General features: G+C 35.9%; 18 protein-coding genes. 14 read left to right on the plus strand and 4 right to left on the minus strand.

The features are described 5' to 3' along the window. Positions 1–47: 47 nt before the first annotated feature. Entirely contained in the window at positions 48–2255 is a 2208-nt protein-coding gene (locus LKL37_RS15675; protein WP_431611449.1) for a S46 family peptidase, read from the minus strand. Between the two features lie 86 nt (positions 2256–2341). Here LKL37_RS15675 and LKL37_RS15680 point away from each other — a divergent pair, with 86 nt between their 5' ends. Beyond that, on the plus strand, positions 2342–2776 hold the full coding sequence (locus LKL37_RS15680) for an META domain-containing protein (RefSeq protein ID WP_431611450.1): 435 nt from the start codon (positions 2342–2344) through the stop codon (positions 2774–2776). 595 nt (positions 2777–3371) lie between these two features. Here LKL37_RS15680 and LKL37_RS15685 read toward each other — a convergent pair. After that, positions 3372–4079 (minus strand): LytR/AlgR family response regulator transcription factor, encoded by a 708-nt coding sequence (locus tag LKL37_RS15685; protein WP_431611451.1) that lies wholly within the window; start codon positions 4077–4079, stop codon positions 3372–3374. A 194-nt stretch (positions 4080–4273) separates the two neighbouring features. Here LKL37_RS15685 and hflX point away from each other — a divergent pair, with 194 nt between their 5' ends. The 9 genes from hflX (at position 4274) to LKL37_RS15730 (ending at position 13745) form a co-directional block, all read left to right on the plus strand. Beyond that, entirely contained in the window at positions 4274–5497 is a 1224-nt protein-coding gene (hflX, locus tag LKL37_RS15690) for a GTPase HflX (RefSeq protein ID WP_431611452.1), read from the plus strand. Then, positions 5497–6132, plus strand: coding sequence for a DUF4919 domain-containing protein (locus LKL37_RS15695; protein ID WP_431611453.1), 636 nt, complete (start codon positions 5497–5499; stop codon positions 6130–6132). Before hflX ends, LKL37_RS15695 begins: the two co-directional genes overlap by 1 nt. A gap of 21 nt (positions 6133–6153) precedes the next feature. Continuing rightward, positions 6154–7440 (plus strand): cation:proton antiporter, encoded by a 1287-nt coding sequence (locus tag LKL37_RS15700; protein WP_105700408.1) that lies wholly within the window; start codon positions 6154–6156, stop codon positions 7438–7440. A gap of 8 nt (positions 7441–7448) precedes the next feature. Then, on the plus strand, positions 7449–8165 hold the full coding sequence (locus LKL37_RS15705) for a DNA alkylation repair protein (protein WP_431611454.1): 717 nt from the start codon (positions 7449–7451) through the stop codon (positions 8163–8165). A gap of 132 nt (positions 8166–8297) precedes the next feature. Beyond that, positions 8298–8966, plus strand: coding sequence for a hypothetical protein (locus LKL37_RS15710; protein WP_431611455.1), 669 nt, complete (start codon positions 8298–8300; stop codon positions 8964–8966). Positions 8967–9061: 95 nt separating this feature from the next. Next, positions 9062–10999: a hypothetical protein gene (locus tag LKL37_RS15715; protein ID WP_431611456.1), complete on the plus strand. Its 1938-nt coding sequence runs from the start codon at positions 9062–9064 to the stop codon at positions 10997–10999. Then, positions 11000–12241, plus strand: a complete 1242-nt coding sequence (locus LKL37_RS15720) for a hypothetical protein (RefSeq protein ID WP_431611457.1) — start codon at positions 11000–11002, stop codon at positions 12239–12241. Between the two features lie 29 nt (positions 12242–12270). After that, complete coding sequence (locus LKL37_RS15725; protein WP_047376129.1) at positions 12271–12609, plus strand: DUF6122 family protein; 339 nt, start codon at positions 12271–12273, stop codon at positions 12607–12609. A 65-nt stretch (positions 12610–12674) separates the two neighbouring features. Continuing rightward, a complete protein-coding gene (locus LKL37_RS15730) occupies positions 12675–13745 on the plus strand; it encodes a calcium:proton antiporter (RefSeq protein WP_105700413.1) in 1071 nt (356 codons plus the stop codon). A 74-nt stretch (positions 13746–13819) separates the two neighbouring features. On the opposite strand, the gene LKL37_RS15735 is transcribed toward LKL37_RS15730, so the two are convergent. Next, positions 13820–14200 (minus strand): group III truncated hemoglobin, encoded by a 381-nt coding sequence (locus tag LKL37_RS15735; RefSeq protein WP_431611458.1) that lies wholly within the window; start codon positions 14198–14200, stop codon positions 13820–13822. Positions 14201–14400: 200 nt separating this feature from the next. Here LKL37_RS15735 and LKL37_RS15740 point away from each other — a divergent pair, with 200 nt between their 5' ends. The 4 genes from LKL37_RS15740 (at position 14401) to LKL37_RS15755 (ending at position 17649) form a co-directional block, all read left to right on the plus strand. After that, entirely contained in the window at positions 14401–15390 is a 990-nt protein-coding gene (locus LKL37_RS15740) for a hypothetical protein (RefSeq protein ID WP_431611459.1), read from the plus strand. 261 nt (positions 15391–15651) lie between these two features. Further along, complete coding sequence (locus LKL37_RS15745; protein WP_431611460.1) at positions 15652–16623, plus strand: ion channel; 972 nt, start codon at positions 15652–15654, stop codon at positions 16621–16623. Continuing rightward, positions 16624–17112 (plus strand): YkgJ family cysteine cluster protein, encoded by a 489-nt coding sequence (locus tag LKL37_RS15750; protein ID WP_431611461.1) that lies wholly within the window; start codon positions 16624–16626, stop codon positions 17110–17112. 237 nt (positions 17113–17349) lie between these two features. Then, complete coding sequence (locus tag LKL37_RS15755) at positions 17350–17649, plus strand: hypothetical protein (RefSeq protein ID WP_431611462.1); 300 nt, start codon at positions 17350–17352, stop codon at positions 17647–17649. A 42-nt stretch (positions 17650–17691) separates the two neighbouring features. Here LKL37_RS15755 and LKL37_RS15760 read toward each other — a convergent pair whose 3' ends face one another. Further along, positions 17692–18060: an iron chaperone gene (locus LKL37_RS15760; RefSeq protein ID WP_431611463.1), complete on the minus strand. Its 369-nt coding sequence runs from the start codon at positions 18058–18060 to the stop codon at positions 17692–17694. Between the last annotated feature and the right edge of the window lie 14 nt (positions 18061–18074).

The raw sequence follows: 18074 nt of genomic DNA on the forward strand, positions 1-18074 counted from the left end.
AACCGTGAAATTTATTTTCACGGTTTTCAAAAATATATCAGATAAGATTATTTTTTCTTGATTTTCTTAGGCATTGCTGTAGTGCCTGAGTTTTTAGTTTTCGTGTCAGCCGGAGTATTTTCACCTCTTACAAGCTTCAATTCGTCAACTAATCTTCTTGCACCCGCGTATTTATCGATTGTCCAAAGAACAAAACGAACGTCTACGTTGATTGTTTTCTGCCATTCCTGCTCGAATACGATATCACCGCTTAATGCTTCGCTGTTACCATCGAAAGCAATACCGATAAGGTTTCCGTCTCCATCAATTACCGGAGAACCAGAGTTACCTCCTGTAATATCGTTGTTAGAAAGGAAGTTTACGGGCATATATCCTGCAGCATCAGCATACTGTCCGAAATCTTTAAGGTTATAAAGATCAATCACTCTTTGAGGAAGATCGAATTCTTCATCACCTTTCTTGTATTTTCCAACAAGACCAGTCATATCAGTATAATAGTTATCAGTAATACCGAAATAGTTTCTGTCATTTCTGATAGGTAATTTATCTACAGTACCGTAAGTTAATCTCATAGTGGAGTTAGCATCCGGATAGAATTTTTTCTCTGGCATAGCCTTCATTAGACCTGCTAAGAAAAGACGGTTATTTTTTGCAAAATTGTCATCTATTTTAACAAATCTTTCTGTGCTTATCTTTTGATCAGCAGTAATTCCGTTAGCGGCTTTCCAAAGTGGATCAGCATCAAGTTTCAACGCGTCTGGGTTCAATAAGAAGTTCGTCGCAGAAGTCTTGTTAGCAAATATTGAAGAATAAGCTAAATTAGAAACTGTTTTAGCATCTAAACCTAGTATGGTAGCAGAAGCAACCTCAGGATTTTTAACTCTGGCTTGATAAAGGCTGGTCATAGCTGCAAGCATTTCTCCTTCTAAAGATGGGTTGAAGTTTTCATATGCTGATTTGATGGCAGCTTCTGTTTTAGCCTTCATAGCCAATCTTCCCTGCATATCTTGAGCTGCATAAGCTTTAAGAGCAGATCCTACCTGCAATGCAAGTGTAATGTATTTTGCATTTCTTGAAAACTGTGAAGCGTAATTTCTTTCAACATTTCTATCAGAAACTTGCTTATAGTAAATACCAATATCTTCTAAAACACCATTATATTGATCATTTCCTGGCATTGCTGCCCACTTATTGTAAGCTTCTTCTATTTTTTGCTTGTCAGAAATAGTTCCATTTTTCTCTACTGCATCAATAGTTCCCTGTCTGTTTTTCCAGTAGTTTGCTACTGAAGCATATTGAGAAGCATAGTTAAGCTGAGTAGCTTTATCCTTGTCCATGTACTTTTTCATTACATCCATAGCCAATTTAGAAGCTTCCACCCATGCCGGGTAATCTTTAGTTACCATTTGCTGAATTCCATAAGAAGTCAGGTAACGGTTTGTTCTTCCAGGATAACCTAAGATCATTGAGAAATCACCAGGCTTGATTCCTTTAAGAGAAACCGGAAGGAAATGCTTAGGCTTCAAAGGCGTGTTGCTTGGAGAATACTCAGCAGGGTTTCCTGCAGCATCAGCATACACTCTGAAAACTGTGAAGTCTGCAGTATGTCTTGGCCATTCCCAGTTGTCTGTGTCTCCTCCGAATTTTCCTAAAGATGAAGGTGGAGCACCTACCAATCTGATATCTTTGTAATCCTGGTATACAAAATAGTAGAATTCATTTCCGTTAAAGAAATCTTTTACTACTACAGTATATTTTCCGTTTTCAGAGTTTTCTGTCTGGATAGCTTTAGTTTCAGCATCAATAACAGCTTTTCTCTCTGCTCCGGTCATATTGTTGTTTAGTTTCGAAGTGATTCTCTGCGTAGCATCATCCATTCTCACTAAAAATCTTACATAAAGATCTTTTGCATTGAATTCGTCTTTCTGCTTCATTGCCCAGAAACCGTTCTTCAAATAATCTTTTTCTGGTGTAGAAGCAGCAGCTACCGCACCATAACCACAGTGGTGGTTGGTAAATATAAGTCCTTTATCAGAAACAATCTCTCCTGTACAGAAACCACCGAAACTTACGATAGCATCCTTTAAGCTTGAATTGTTCACTGAATAAATTTCTTCAGGCGTAAGGTGTAGACCCTCTTTTTGCATATCAACACCGTTAAGTCTTTTGATGAGCATTAGCAGCCACATCCCCTCATCCGCCCTCATCTGAGCAAAGCCCAGCAAGAAAGTGAATAGTAGAAATAGTCTTTTCATTTTATAAAATAATTTTTGTGTCGCTAATTTACTAATTTTTACGAGATTCTGTCCCGGAATGGTACGAAAATGGGATGATAATCCGCATGAAAAAGATACTATTGTCACTTTTTGCAGTTTTACTTTTAGGAGTAGTTTTGAATTGTTCCTCAATACCCGATAAAAATCCTTCTCTTCAAAGGCAATGGATGCTGGTTTCCTTAGATGGTTTTTCAAAAGATCAACTGATAGCGAATAAGGCTGAAATGAATCTGACAGCCAAGATGATTGAGGGTAAAATTCAGGGAAATGCTTACATGGGATGTAACCAAATGTCTTTTGTAACCGAGTTTAAAAAAGGAGGGAAAGTGAAAATTTCAAAAAGAGTGGGCACCATGAAAGCCTGCCAGAGTATGGAGCTTGAAACCTCTTTTCAGAGGAAAATTGAAACCATGACAAAATACTCAGTGGAAGGGCATTTCCTTACTTTAACCGATGAGAATGGAAATTCAATGAAATTTGTAGCTGCCGATTGGGATTAATTATTTTTTTTATCATATAAAAAGTCCGCTTTCTAGCGGACTTTCTTTTGTTTGAAAAATCTATTTTGGTTATCAGCTTTTGCGGGTATTAGTTTTTTTGAGTTATTAGCTTTTAAGAATAGTTTTTTTAAGTGCCTGTATATGTCAAACTGCCAATAAATTTTTTATTTGTGTTCCTAGAATTTATGCTATCATAATCTGCATGCCTGTTTGGGCATCTTTTTAAAAATGGGTCAAAATTCAGGCTGTTGAGACTACTTTTTTGAAGTTTCAAGCTTTAAATTATTGTTTTATACCAACTCTGTTAAAAAATCAGGGGTTGTGTGAAGATCTTATTTCCATTCTTTTATACAAATTGTGGCTGATGCCAAAACTTAAGAATCAATATAGGATTGGGGAAAAGAGGGGAGAATAGATAGATTTTTTTTTCATAGACAAAAATGTTTTTAGGTTACTTACAAAGGCTTACAATAAAGGGGATTTGGGAAGACTAAATTACCACCTATCTCAATCAAATGGCAAGAAAATAGACAAACAGCAGAAATAATCGACCAATAGCATTTTGTGAATTATTGTTGAGTGTTAGTTGAGGTTTTTAAGGATTGAAAAAAGAAAGATTATCCTTATAAGTTCGGCCTATAGGAAGTTTGATATGATGAGCCAGTTCTATTTCATGGCAGTTTTTTCCGCGGATGAGATGACGTGGTACAGCATAGCTTCTGTGTATTCTTACGAACGATTCGAAAAAGTTCTTTTGCAGGAGATTCCCCAGAGAATTTAAAATACAGTGATTTTTTTCAAGAGTGATGATTCTTGTATAATCTTTCAGAGCTTCCAGATACAGAATATCTTTCATTTTGATTTGAAAAATGTTAGTGCCTTCTTTTATTTTGATGCAGTTTTCTCCTACCATGGCATCATAGCATTCACATTTCTCTTTTACTTCAAAAAAATTGAACAGCCTCTCCATCGAATGATGAAAACGTTCTGCAGTAAGAGGTTTGGTGATGAAGTCTAATGTGTTGATATCGAAAACTTTGGCGGCTATCTCGGGATATGAGCTTACGAAAATACATGCAGGTATTTTATGAGCAAGTTTGCGGAACTCAAGACCGTTCATTCCATGCAGGTTGGTTTCTGTGATGAGAAGATCAATGGGGAGATCTAGATAAGGAATAGCCTTTTCTGCAGAATCAAAAGAGGCAACAATTTCAATATTCTGATATTGCTTGATATAATGCTGAAGAACCAGCCTGTCCAGTTCATCATTATCAATAATCATACATCTAATATGGGTAATCATGATATTCCGGAGATTAAATTTTAGGTTAAATATTTAAAAATCAGAAATTTATTACCTAAAGTTATTAATTTTTTTACAAATTTTTTAATGTCAAACTTAAATTTATCTTAAAATATGTTATTAAATAAAAATTGATTTTGTTTTTTTTCTGAAAAATATTAACTTGTAAAAATCATAAACATAGACAGAACTTAATGTTAGAAAAGAAAGAACATAACTATGAGAAGGCAGTCTTAGTGGGTGTTATTACCCAAAATCAGGACGAAGAAAAACTGACGGAGTATTTAGATGAACTTGAGTTTTTAGCTTTCACAGCCGGAGCTACCGTACAAAAGCGTTTTACCCAAAAACTGACTCAGCCGGATTCCAAAACCTTTATCGGGAGCGGAAAAGCAATTGAGATAAAAGAATACGTAAAAGAAAACGAGATCGGGACTGTAATTTTCGATGATGAACTCTCTCCTTCACAGCTTAAAAACCTGGAAAGAGATATGGAAGTGAAGATTTTGGACCGTACCAATCTTATTCTTGATATTTTTGCCCAAAGAGCACAGACTTCTTATGCAAGAACTCAGGTAGAATTGGCTCAATATCAATATCTTTTGCCGCGATTAACAAGAATGTGGACTCACCTTGAGCGTCAGAAAGGGGGTATTGGGATGAGAGGTCCCGGTGAAACGGAAATTGAAACTGACCGTCGTATTATCCGTGACAGGATTACCTTGCTGAAGGAGAAATTAAAGACGATTGACAAGCAGATGGCTACTCAGCGAAACAATCGTGGAAAAGTAGTTCGTGCCGCTTTGGTAGGGTATACCAACGTAGGAAAATCTACTTTGATGAATTCCATTTCAAAATCTGAAGTTTTTGCTGAAAATAAATTATTTGCAACACTGGATACTACCGTAAGAAAAGTAGTAATTGGAAATTTACCTTTCCTGCTTACAGATACCGTAGGATTTATCAGAAAATTACCAACTCAGCTGGTAGAATCATTCAAATCTACTTTGGATGAGGTACGTGAAGCTGATCTTTTGATTCATGTGGTGGATATTTCTCACGAAAGCTTTGAGGATCACATAGAATCTGTAAATCATATCCTGATGGAAATCAATGCTCATCAGAAACCAATGATTATGATTTTCAATAAGATTGACGACTTCAGTTATGAGAAAAAAGATGAGGATGATCTTACGCCTACAACCCGTAAAAATATTTCTCTGGAAGAATGGAAAAAAACCTGGATGGCGAAATCAAAATATCCAACGGTTTTCATTTCTGCATTAACGAAGGAGAACTTCCCGGAAATGAAGAAAATGATCTATGATGAAGTCATGAAGATTCATATTTCAAGATTTCCATACAATGATTTCCTTTTCGAATATTTCGACAACGACGAAGAAGAAAGCAGCAATTAATGAAGTATTACTTTTTCCTTTTATTCATCCTTTTTTCGGTTTTTGGGTTCAGCCAGAAATCGAAAATAGATTTAAAAGCTATTGAGAAGAGTCTCAAAAGTTCTGATTCTCCTTACAACTACGAGAAACTTATTTTTAAATTTAAAGGGTATCCAAAGTCTCTGGACAGTATAGAAGCACAATATCTCTATTACGGAAGAAACTTTAGAAATGATAAAATAAGCACATCAGAAGACAGCTTTAAAAGTCTTGTGGATGCTTTTAAGCAGAACAATTTTGCAGATTGCATCAAACAGGGAAGGGCTTTGTATGATAAAGATCCTACGAATCTTGATATTTTGCTGATCCTTCTGAGAGCATATGATTCTCTGAAGGATGGAAATAACTTTATGCATCACCTGAACCAGTTCCGTGCACTTACTGATGGGATAAAAAGCTCAGGAGACGGTACATCTGAAAAAACAGCCTATGTAGTCAATTCTGTAGGAGACGAATACATTCTGCTGAACATTCTGAATGTTGGGCAAGATTATACAAGAAGTTCAAAAGCTTCTCAGGATGCCATGTATGATGTCTGGGAAAAAGGCAGCAGTAAGATTTATATCAAAATACTTTATTTGGAACTAACCAATTAATCTTAAAATAAAAAACACTTAGTGGAATTATATTATTCATTTTCAGCATTAATCGTATTAGCATCAATATTTGCCTATCTCAATTACAGGTTTTTAAAACTTCCGAGTACCATCGGAATTATGGTGATCGCCATTGTGGTTTCTATTTTTCTGGTAATGTTTGGAGAAACAGTGCTTCCGAGAACGTTCGGGCATCTTCACAAGCTTATGAACGGTATCGACTTTACAGAGGTTTTGATGGGAGCAATGCTTAATTTTCTACTCTTTGCAGGAGGAATTCATATTAATATTAATGACCTGAAAGAACAGTTCAGACCCGTAGTAATATTTTCCACAGTAGGGGTTGTGATTTCTACTTTTGTGGTAGGGTTTGGAATGTTTTATCTGCTTCCTTATGTGGGAGTTAAGCTTCCCTTTATCTACTGTCTTGTTTTTGGAGCTTTGATTTCTCCTACCGATCCGGTGGCGGTTCTTAGTGTTCTGAAACAGGCTAATGTTTCCAAATCACTGGAAACAAAAGTAGCAGGAGAATCTCTATTTAACGACGGTATGGCGGTTGTGGTTTTTACAGTAATCTTACAGCTGGCGGTCGGGAAAGAAGTAGATCTGAGTGTTGAAACCATCGGATTGCTTTTGCTTAAAGAAGCCGGAGGAGGTCTTTTACTCGGAGTCCTGCTGGGCTGGGTTACATCTAGGCTGATGCGTGAAGTGGATGATTATATTATTTCTGTATTGGTAACGCTTTCTGTGGTAATGGGAGGATATCTTATTGCCCGTCAAATGCATATTTCAGGGCCGTTGACAATGGTGGCGGCAGGATTGTTTATGGGGAACTTCAACAGAAGCTTCAAAATGAAATCTGTTACTCAGGATTATCTGATTAAATTCTGGGAATTGATTGATGAAATTCTGAATGCTGTATTATTCCTTTTCATCGGATTTGAACTTTTGATGATTAAAGATCTCAGACATTTTATGATTCCTGGTTTAGCTGCCATTGTAGTTGTTCTGTTTGCAAGATTTATTTCCATCTGGGGACCTACAAAATTTACTTCTCTGAGAAAAAGTTTCAGTCCGCAGACGGTAAAAGTGCTGGTTTGGGGAGGAATCCGTGGAGGAGTTTCCATTGCACTGGCGATGTCTATTCCCAAAAGTGAATACAGTGAAATTATTTTAAGTATTACCTACTGTGTTGTTGTATTCTCAATCATTGTTCAGGGGCTTACCATTGCCAAAGTAGCCAATCCTAACAAGATTGCCAAAGAAGAGGAAGAGCAGGAAAATATAGCTGTAGAAGAGAACGCTTAAATTGTCATATGAGCATTGTTAAAGAAATACAGGAATCGCTTGCTGTTCTATCCATTCCTGAAAAGGCAGAATTCTTTCCTAGATTTTTCAAAACAGGAAAAGGAGAATATGGCGAAGGCGATTTGTTTCTGGGCGTAACAGTTCCGGATCAGCGCTCTGTTGCCAAAGAGTATTATTCAAAAATCAATTTGGAAGATCTCAGTGTATTGCTTTCTTCAAAATACCATGAACATAGACTGACAGCTCTTTTCATGCTGATTTCAAAGTTTGAAAAAACAAAAGATAAAGCCGTAAAAGAAGAAGTGGTAGCTTTTTATCTGAATCATCTTCCTTATGTCAACAACTGGGATCTGGTAGACTCCACTTGTTATAAGATTTTAGGGCGGTATGCTTTTGAAAACCAGAAAGAAAGCCTTCTAAGAGAACTTTCAGGATCTGAAGAAATGTGGCATAAGAGAATAGCTGTTGTGGGGACCATGCATTACATCAAAAAAGGATCATTTGATCTTACCAAAGAATTTGTAACCAAAAACTTGAAGCATCCTCATGATCTGATGCATAAAGCCAATGGCTGGCTATTAAGGGAAATGGGAAATAAAAATGAAGGCGAACTCATCAGCTACCTGAACAAGTATTACAAAGAAATGCCCAGAACCTGCCTTCGGTACGCTATTGAAAAGCTGGATGAAGATCTTCGTCAGGATTACCTGAAAGGACGTATTTAAAAAATAGTATACGGAATCATACCGTATTTTCCCCTAAAAAAGTACCGGGAAACAGCTATTTATGCCCAAAAAATCAGAGATTATAAGGATTTAAGGCCAAAATTGAGTAATTTTGTGGCTTTAAAACCAATCATGAAAAATTTTCTCAGATTATTTCTTCTATTTTTTCCTTTACTATTCCTTACAAGCTGTTTCGATATCCTTGATAAAGTGAATGTGAAGGCTGACGGAACGGGAGAATATACCATTATTCTTAACGCCAGTAAAAGCAAAACGAGGCTGGCATCCATCTCAAAAATGGAAACTATCAACGGGAAAAAAGTTCCGAAAAAGGCTGAAATTGAAAATAAAATCAATGAAGCAGCAAAAATTTTCAAAGCAACTCCCGGAATCAGCAATGTGAAAACATCCATGGATTTTGATAATTACATCATTAAACTGAGCTGTAATTTCAAGAAAATTGAAAACATCAATACTGGTCTGGACAAACTGAAGGCTCAGAATATATTGGGTAAAATGGTTCCTACTCAGGTTTACAGCCAGAATCTTGAAAAAAAGACATTGACAAGGAATAAAGTCAACACCTTCAAAGCAGATTACGACAAGATGAGCAAGGCAGACAAGGAAGTTTTTAACGATGCAAAATATACTTCCATTATGCAGTTCGAAAGCACCGTGAAATCACAAACGAATAATACCTACGTGCTTTCTCCCAATAAAAAAGCACTTAAACTGGAGGCTGATATTCTGGATCTTATCCTTCAGAAAAAACAAATACAAAACACTATTCTTTTTCAATAAATTTCTAAACTATAGTCATGAAATCTATCTTATTAAAAACACAAAAAATTATTTTTGTACTCTTTGGTTTTACACTGGGTTTTGCCCAAAATAGTATGAAAATACCGTCTGATGCCGTATTTTATATGGAAGTGAACGGAAAGCAGCTTAATAATAAAATCAACTGGAATAAATTGAACCCGTTGCTTCATGAGCTAAGCAAAAAAAGCAAAGAAGCACCTTCATGGACAGATTATTCCAAAACCGGAATCAAATATGATGCTGTTCAGTATCATTACGCAAGCTTTAATGATTCTATTAAGACATACAACACTCATTTTATCATTGATAATAAGGAAAAGTTCCAGGAGTTCATTAATTCTGTGAAGAAAAAAGGACAGGAAGTTTCCAGCAGAAAAAACTACTCTTACGTAGATATTAATGATGATGTTTTTGTGGCGTGGAATGGAAGCCGTGCAGTTCTTAGCATGATAAGCTATACCAAGCCTTATAAAGATCTTTGGACAACAGAAGCTGTTGCAGATAGTACCGCCGTTGCTGTCGATTCCGTTTACGCAGAAGCAGGAGACAGTGCAGATGAGCCGGAAAAACCTTTTAACTATAAAGACGAAATCAAAAGCCTTAAAGATGATATTAAATATCTGAAAGAGAGCATTAAAGATAACAATAACGAGATTGCAAGAATTCAAAAAGATATCAAATACCTTCAGAAACATCATAAATATCCTGAAGAGAAGGAAAGTGCTGAGAATTCTGAAAACGGAGAAGAAATGCCTAATGATGGTTACGCCTATGACGAGGAAGAAGATAAAGCTTACAAAAAAGAACAGGATTCTATCCGCAGAGAAAACTTCAAGGTTGTGAAAAAGAACGCTGAAGACCGTTTCGACCTGTATTTTAGTTCAAATTTAGAAATTGAAGTTCCTAAAGAAATGCTGAAATTCAGAGATGCCAGTTCCGATGTTTTTGTCTACACAGATTATGGAAGAATCGTAAATGATGGAATCTATGGCAAAATGACGAAGTTCTACAGCTATGGACAGTTTTTTAAAAACATGTACGATTCCAACTATTCGTACAATCTGTATTTTGATAAAGATAAAGTAAGATTGGTGAATAATTATCAGCACAAAAATGAAGACATTCAAAAGAATATTTCAGCTATTTACAAAGGGAAGAAGAGCAAAAAGCTGCTGGAACTCATCAATGAAAAAAGCGTTGGTTACTACGCCATGAACGTCAATGGAGCGAAATGTTTCGACATGATGTACAGCCTTCTTCAGAATTCCGGAGAAAATGAGTACAAAAAAGAAATGGAGCTCATCATGGAAACCATGAAAATTGTTCTGGACGAAGAAGCCATTACTAAAATTGCACCCGGAAACGGAATCTTTGTTTTGAACGAATTGAAATCCAAAACAGTAGAATACACCGATTACGAATACGATGCTGATTTTAATGAAAAAGAAGTAAAAAAGACCAAAGAAATCGCTGTTCCCAACTTCACTTTCGCTTTTGCAACAGAAAATGAAGGCTATTGGAACCGTATTTTTGATTTGTTGACTACCAATAAAAAACTGTCTAAAAGATTCTCTAAAAAAGGAAACTTTTACACTTTTAAAGAAGAGAAAAATGGAGGGTATATTGATCAGCTGTTCTTTACCGTAAAAGATGGAGTGGTATATCTGATGAGCTCTGCCGACAATATTTTATCGGTAAACCAATCTGATATTTCAAGAAAATGGGCAAAAGATTCAGCGAAATATCCGTTATCCGGAAGATTGGATATTCAGAAGCTTTTAACAGGTCTGGATAAAGAGTTTAAAACTCCAAAAGAAAGAAAAACACTGGATGCCATCAGAAAAAATGTAGGAGAAATGTATTATAAAACAGAAGTGAAAGGAGAAAGCATCCAGACTGAAATGAATTATAATATTAAAGACTCTTCGGAAAACAGCTTAATGTATTTCTTTGATATATTCGATCAGGTTTTTAAAACAAAAGAAAAAGAAGAGAAACCACAAATTTTATAAATGAACAAAAAGAAGATTATTGTCCCGTTAATTGTATTGCTCGCTATTGCAGTATATTTTGTGGCCTTTTATAAGAATAAGAACCTCAAATATATTCCTGGAAATGCAGATGCAGTAGTTTTAATTGATGTAAAGAAACTAACGGGACAATACGTCTTCAACCTGATAACACATCCTTCACATTGGTCCGGAAGCAAAGCCAAAGGCAAGAGTTCAGGTTCATTGAAAGAGGCAGGAATCAGAATCCCGGATTTTTTGCAGATCTTCCATCTTAAAGACACAAAATTTTCTGAATGGTATAGTATTTTAGAATTGAAAGATTCAGGAAAATTCATCACCTTTTTAAAAAAGCAAAACTTTGTTGATAAAGGAAATAACCGTTTTCAGAAGGATCGGTTTTTTGTTGTAATCGATGGTAATCACTGTATTGCGGGCACTTCAGACATGGCTTTTGAAACCCTTCAGAAACAGCTTCTTCAGACTTCTTCAAATCCTGTTTTGGATGCGGATCAGTTTATTCATCATACAGCGGGAAGCCTTTCCCTTATTTCAGGAAAGAAGATTCAAAACTTTTCTATTGAACTAAATGATGATGAAATTGAAATCAAAAACAATTCAAATCCCAAAAATTTTAATTCCATCGCCTCCAAACTTCAGACAGGAAAGCACTTTCTGGATCTCGAATTAGACAAAGAAAATATCCAAAATTTCAGCCGTTTTTTCAGTAAAAGTATAGCTGATTCTTCACAAATAAATTATTTTAAGGTAACAGCAGATCTTGAACAGGTTAACGATACCATCATCAGCTATGAATATGATGATAATTTCAATGAAGTGGAAAAAAAGACCTTTCAAAAAATTATCCAACCTAATTATTTCATCGATATTAAAAGTAGTGATCCCGAAAAAACCTGGGCATATTTCCAGTCTAAAAAGTGGATCAACAACGAAAATCAATTTACGGCAATTCCTTTTCAGCCGAATCAAATCAGCCGGAATAATGAAGGTATTGCCATCAAATCAACCCAAAAATCAACAGCATTATTATCTCCTCAACTAAAAGAAAATTATATTCTGATCAGAAACAATGCTTTGCTCTATTCTTCCTTAAAAACGCTGGGTATCAATGAAAAAAGAATCATTTCCGACATAGATTATGTGCTTTACGGGAACAAATCACAGGATTATTGGATAAAAATAAAAGCAAAAAACGGAGAATTACCCTTAATTTTACGCTGGTAAGCATAGAAACCGAATAAAATTATCTATTAATGGCTCCATCAGACATTGCATTGCTCAAAACCTTTACCCATTATTTTTTGCATCTCGTTTTTCCGGTCTTTATTGCATTGATTTTTTACCGTAAAAACTGGAAGAAAGCGTATTTCATTCTCCTGGCTACTATGCTCGTAGATCTGGACCACCTTTTTGCCAATCCGATTTTTGATCCGTCACGAGGAAGTATAGGATTTCATTTTTTACATTCCTATTATGCCATTGCGGTGTATTTTTTGCTGCTGTTTTTTAAAGGAAATATCAGAATTATTGGAATTGGGCTTCTGTTTCATATGTTCACAGATTATCAGGACTTTAACTTTTGGCCTCATTAAAATATTATTAATATTTTCTTTTGATATTTAAAATTTCATAGATTTTTTGTATTTTGTAGTCACTTATGAAACCTAAAGAATTCTTACATTATACTTATATTTTTCCTCTCCTTGCGGTAGGGTACTACTTTTCCGGACTGATGGGATCGGGAGTTCTTTATGATATTCTTGCCGGGATCTTACTGATCGGGAGTGTTTTATCAGCAGTGCACCATGCCGAAGTAGTCGCTCATAAAGTAGGAGAGCCTTTCGGAACTATTATCCTGGCCCTTTGTATCACTATTATTGAAGTCGCGCTGATCATCTCGCTGATGGTTGCCGGCGGAGATCAGGCGATCACGCTGGCCAGAGATACAGTTTTTGCCGCTGTCATGCTTATTCTTAACGGAATTCTGGGAATATGTATTCTTGTAGGCGGTGTTAAATATCATGAGCAGTTCTTCGCAAGAACCTCAGCAACTACTTATCTGGTAAGTATTGTTTCCATTCTCGTACTTACCCTTGTTCTTCCTAATTTTACTTCAAGTGTCAACGGACCTTTCTATAACGAAGCACAGCTTATTTTTATATCCATTGCATGTCTTGTCATTTACGGAATTTTCCTGATGGTACAGACTGTGCGCCACAGAAGCTATTTTATTGTTCCTGATGAACATCCGGAAGAACATTACATTCCTTCACTCACAAAAACGCTTATCAGTTTTGCTTTTTTGGTAGTGTGTCTTGTTATTGTTGTGCTTATGGCAAAAGGATTATCTGATACTATAGAAGGGATGGTACAAAGTGTTGGAGCTCCTAAGTCCCTTGTTGGGGTTATTATTGCCGCAGTGGTTCTTCTCCCTGAAGGAGTGGCTGCCATCCGTGCAGCGAGAGCCAATCAGATACAATCCAGCTTAAATCTAGCATTGGGTTCGGCACTGGCAAGTATCGGGCTGACGATTCCGGCAGTTTCAGCGGTATGTATCATGTACGATATTCCATTAGTGTTGGGGTTGGATAAAAAGGACATTATCCTGCTTTCTTTATCCGTCTTTATCGTTATGCTTTCCTTAAGCCGTGGAAAAACAAATATCCTGTATGGAACTGTTCTACTGGTGAATCTGGCAGCGTATATCTTTACGGTAATTGTTCCTTAAAAGAGAAAATTTACTGTTTGAAATAAATCCCGGGTTTTATACGCTACATTATGGAACACGCATTCCGAACCTCATCATAATCTCCTTGCTAAATCCATCTTGAAAGCCATTAGCTTTGCTATGTTTTCGGATTTGTAGATGGCCATATCTGCGTTTTCTCCTACGAAGTTTTCTTCAATAGTGGTACGCCAAAGCAAAAGCCATCTGTCAAAATGCATCTGCTCCATTGCCTGTCTCTCATTGATCGGGAAGTGTACACCCATTGGATTTCCTTTATAGGTCATTTGCCCAAAAAGGATAGATTCCCAGAAAGAATACATCTTGGGAAGATGTTTGTCCCAATCTACTTTAGCGATATCATTAAAGAAGAAACCTATGGTTTCATCTTTAACGACTTTGTTGTAAAATGCATTGACTAGGTCTTCAATATCTTCTCGTGATTCAAGCTTTTTCATAGTTCAAAGTTAGTGTAAATCATATAAAAAATTCCAGTCTCTAAATTGATAAATTTCATATAAACAGCATTTTATAACAAAATACGGGATAATCAGATAGGAAATTGGGAAAAATTAAAATTTGATTAATTCGCAAAAAAACAGCTTAAAATAGTTCGTTTTTTGTAAATTTAATTATTAAACACTAAAAAATTATTAAAATGATTAAAAAAATCAATTCTTTTTGGTTTCTCTTATTGATGTTTTCAGTGTCATGTTCAAGAGATGAAGTGAGTACAATGAATGATGATTCAGCAAAGGTAAATACTGCTGATGTAAAGAAAGTACAGCTGACAGAGGCTGAGATGCTGCAGAAAGGCTGGAAAATTGTAGATGAGTTTAAATTGTCAGATAATAATAATCTGAGTGTAAAAAGTTCTACCAATGAAGAGCATGAAATCCCTTTCAAGCCCAACCATTTGAAAGATATGGGATATGATATCAGTTATTCCGGAGAAAGAACAAGGTTGAAAAATGTTTTTGCATACAATGGCCAGATCCCGGATGGAATTATCTTTAATCCTGATCTTTCTGTAGATGGAGATGCCCGAAATACAGCTCCTAATCCCAATGTTTCCATTGTTTTAGGAACGCCTCAGGTAACGATAAAAACCGACGGAATAGATTTGCCGGATAATGCTTATACTACGGAAGCTATTAATAATGGAGATAGGGAAAGCGAAATTACTGTATCCTATTCTTACAAAAAAGGATATTCTACCTCGTGGAAACGTACTGTTTCAGGATCATTTGAAGTAGCAGCATCAGTATCCGTTGATATTCCGCTGGTTGCAAAAGCATCGGCAAGCACTAAGGTTGTTGTTGGAGGAGATACAACGGAGGGGACAGAAAATTCCGAGGAAATTACAGAAACCAGTACTTATAAAACTATTGTTCCGGCGCACTCTAAAAAGACCATTTCTATTCTGACGAAATTAAAAGGATCTTCTGTGGAATACTTTGTTCCTATGAAATTGAATGGAAGGTTGCAGGCCAACTTTCCTTCTCCGGTCAATGGCCATTATTATTGGGCTTTTCCTATTGAAGACTTCCCTAATTTTCTTTCTGATATACATGGAGAATCAGGGACTGTGAAATCTGTCAGCAATGTAAGTGTTACTGTGATGGAATCACCTGCGCAAAGTATATAAATTACTTTGACAAATAAGATATAAACAGCAGGAAACTTTGAATTTCTGCTGTTTTTTGTATGTATTGTTTTAAATAAAATCTTAATAAAGATCTACGAGGAAACAATCTTTTATCGGAATGACGAATGTGTAAGAAATGATGACTAAAAAACATAACTTTGCTTTTTTAAATATTTATAAAACAGAAGGGAAGAGCTGATGATCAATTGGCTTATTGGCAGAGAGGAAATCATTATATAACACAATCAAAATGATTAAAAAATGACAGGAGGATTCAGAAAAAAGATCCGTCAGAAAAATGCGGAGAACAGTGGTTTTGGAACCAATGCATCCGGAAGATTTATCAACAAAGACGGCCTCCCGAATGTTCAAAGGAGAGGTGTGAATGTCTTCAACAGGCTAAGCTGGTATCATACCATGCTGAATCTTTCATCATTCCGCTTTATTTCTTATTTGGTGATTGCTTATATTCTTATCAATCTTCTTTTTGCAATGATCTATTACCTGATTGGGGTGGAACATCTCACAGGAATTGATAAAAGTGATCCGCTCAATGAATTTATCGACGTTTTTTTCTTCAGCTCTCAAACATTTACAACCGTGGGATATGGAAGAATAGCTCCGGTGGGTTTTTTGGCGAGTCTTGTAGCTACTTTTGAAGCTTTTCTGGGATTGCTTACCTTTGCCATTGCAACGGGACTTTTTTATGGGAGATTTTCAAGGCCACGAGCATATCTTAGATTCTCGGATATATCTGTTATTGCTCCCTTTCAGGAATCTTCGGCACTGATGTTCAGGCTTGCACCTTATAAAAATAATGCACTGACAGATGCTGATGTGATTCTTTCGGCAGCTATTGAAGTCATAGAAAATGGTGTTGCTAAAAGTAATTTTTACAGACTTGATACCCATCTAAATAAGATCAATACTTTAGCTCTCAACTGGACTGTTGTACATAAAATTGATGAAAATTCTCCGTTTTACGGCTTTTCTGAAGAAGATTTTAAAAATACTGATATTGAGCTCATCGTACAGGTGCGTGCATTTGATGAAGTATTTTCAAACACTGTAGTACAAAGATCTTCATATACTACCGGAGAAATTGTTTATGGGGCTAAATTTGTCCCGATGTATTATCCAAGCAAAGAAAATATTACTACTATTCTGGATCTGGATAAAATCAATGAATACAAGAAAGAAGAACTTCCGGAGTTTGTGAGAAATAATGAATAAATGAATTTAGATTTTTATAAAAAACAAGCGATACAAAAGCAGAAAGAGCATAAGAAATTTCTGGACGGATTAAAGAAAAAACCGCCCAAGAATCTTGATTATATTGTTCAGGAAACCCACGAGGAAGTTTTTGATGAAATAGACTGTTTACAGTGCGCCAATTGCTGCAAAACAACCGGTCCTTTGTACACCGAAAAGGATATAGAACGTATTTCCAAGCATCTTCGTATGAAGTCTGCCGATTTTGAAGCTAAATTCTTAAGAGTAGATGAAGATAATGATAAGGTATTGCAGAATCTTCCATGCTTTTTTCTGAATAATGATAATACTTGTTCTATTTATGAAGTAAGACCTAAAGCATGTCGTGAATATCCACATACAGACCGTAAGAAGATCTACCAGATTAATAACTTAATGCTGAAAAATACAGTAATCTGCCCGGCTGCTTTTGAATTCGTGGAAAAAATGATGAAGAATATTGCGAAGTAAGTCTAAGGCGGGAAGCGGGATGATGGAGGCGGGAAGTTCTTATAGTATAACAGTTGAATTAAGGTTTTTTACTGAAATAAACTTCCAGCTTCCAGCCTCAATCTTCCAGCCCAATTAACCTAACTTATTTTTGCAAAATCCTCTTAAATAATTATAAAGTACGTTAAATAAGCTATTTACATATAATTTTATAAATGATGTCTCGTTTAAGTTAAACAATCATTTAAATATTACATTATGAAAAAGTTATTTTTAACGGCAGCGTTTACATTAGTTGGAGTAATCGCAGTATCGGCACAATCAACAACACAAAAGCCAGCTGATACCTCCACTCATAAACCAGCAACAACTCAAACTCAAACGAATACACAGACTACAAGTCCTTCGGATTCAAAAACTCAACAGGAAAAAACACCTGCTACTACAATGGAGAATTCACCTGCAACAGACCCAGCAGTAAGTACAACACCTACTGATGCCACTAAGCCTGCAGATACTCCTAAAGAAGAGAAGAAAGACAAAAAGAAGAAAAAGTAAGTACTTTAGCAAACACTAGTCGGAATCCTGGAATCTTGTATTTCAGGATTTTTTTTGCTCAATCTCTTCAATTTTAAACCTGACCATTTTATGAATTAAATCCAATGGAAGATCTTTGTTGATCGGAAATTGTACGGCTCCTTTAGAAAACTTATATTTTCTTTCTTTAAAATCTGTCTCAAAATTTCGGATACCTTCAGCTCCCGGATACAACCCAATATGTTTTTTGTACCCGGCAAAATAGATCAGAGGCTTTTTTTTATATCTGAAAGCCGGCATTTGGTACCCAATATATTCTTCTAGTTCAGATGTCTGAGAATGAATTGCTTTTCTCAGTGCAAGCAGTTTTTCCTGCACTTCTGCCGGAAACAGAAGAATGTATTCATCAATGTTTTTAAAGGTGCTTTCCATGACATAAAAATAAA

Origin of the sequence: Chryseobacterium sp. 'Rf worker isolate 10', from assembly GCF_050753305.1 — a bacterium.
Classification (GTDB): domain Bacteria; phylum Bacteroidota; class Bacteroidia; order Flavobacteriales; family Weeksellaceae; genus Chryseobacterium.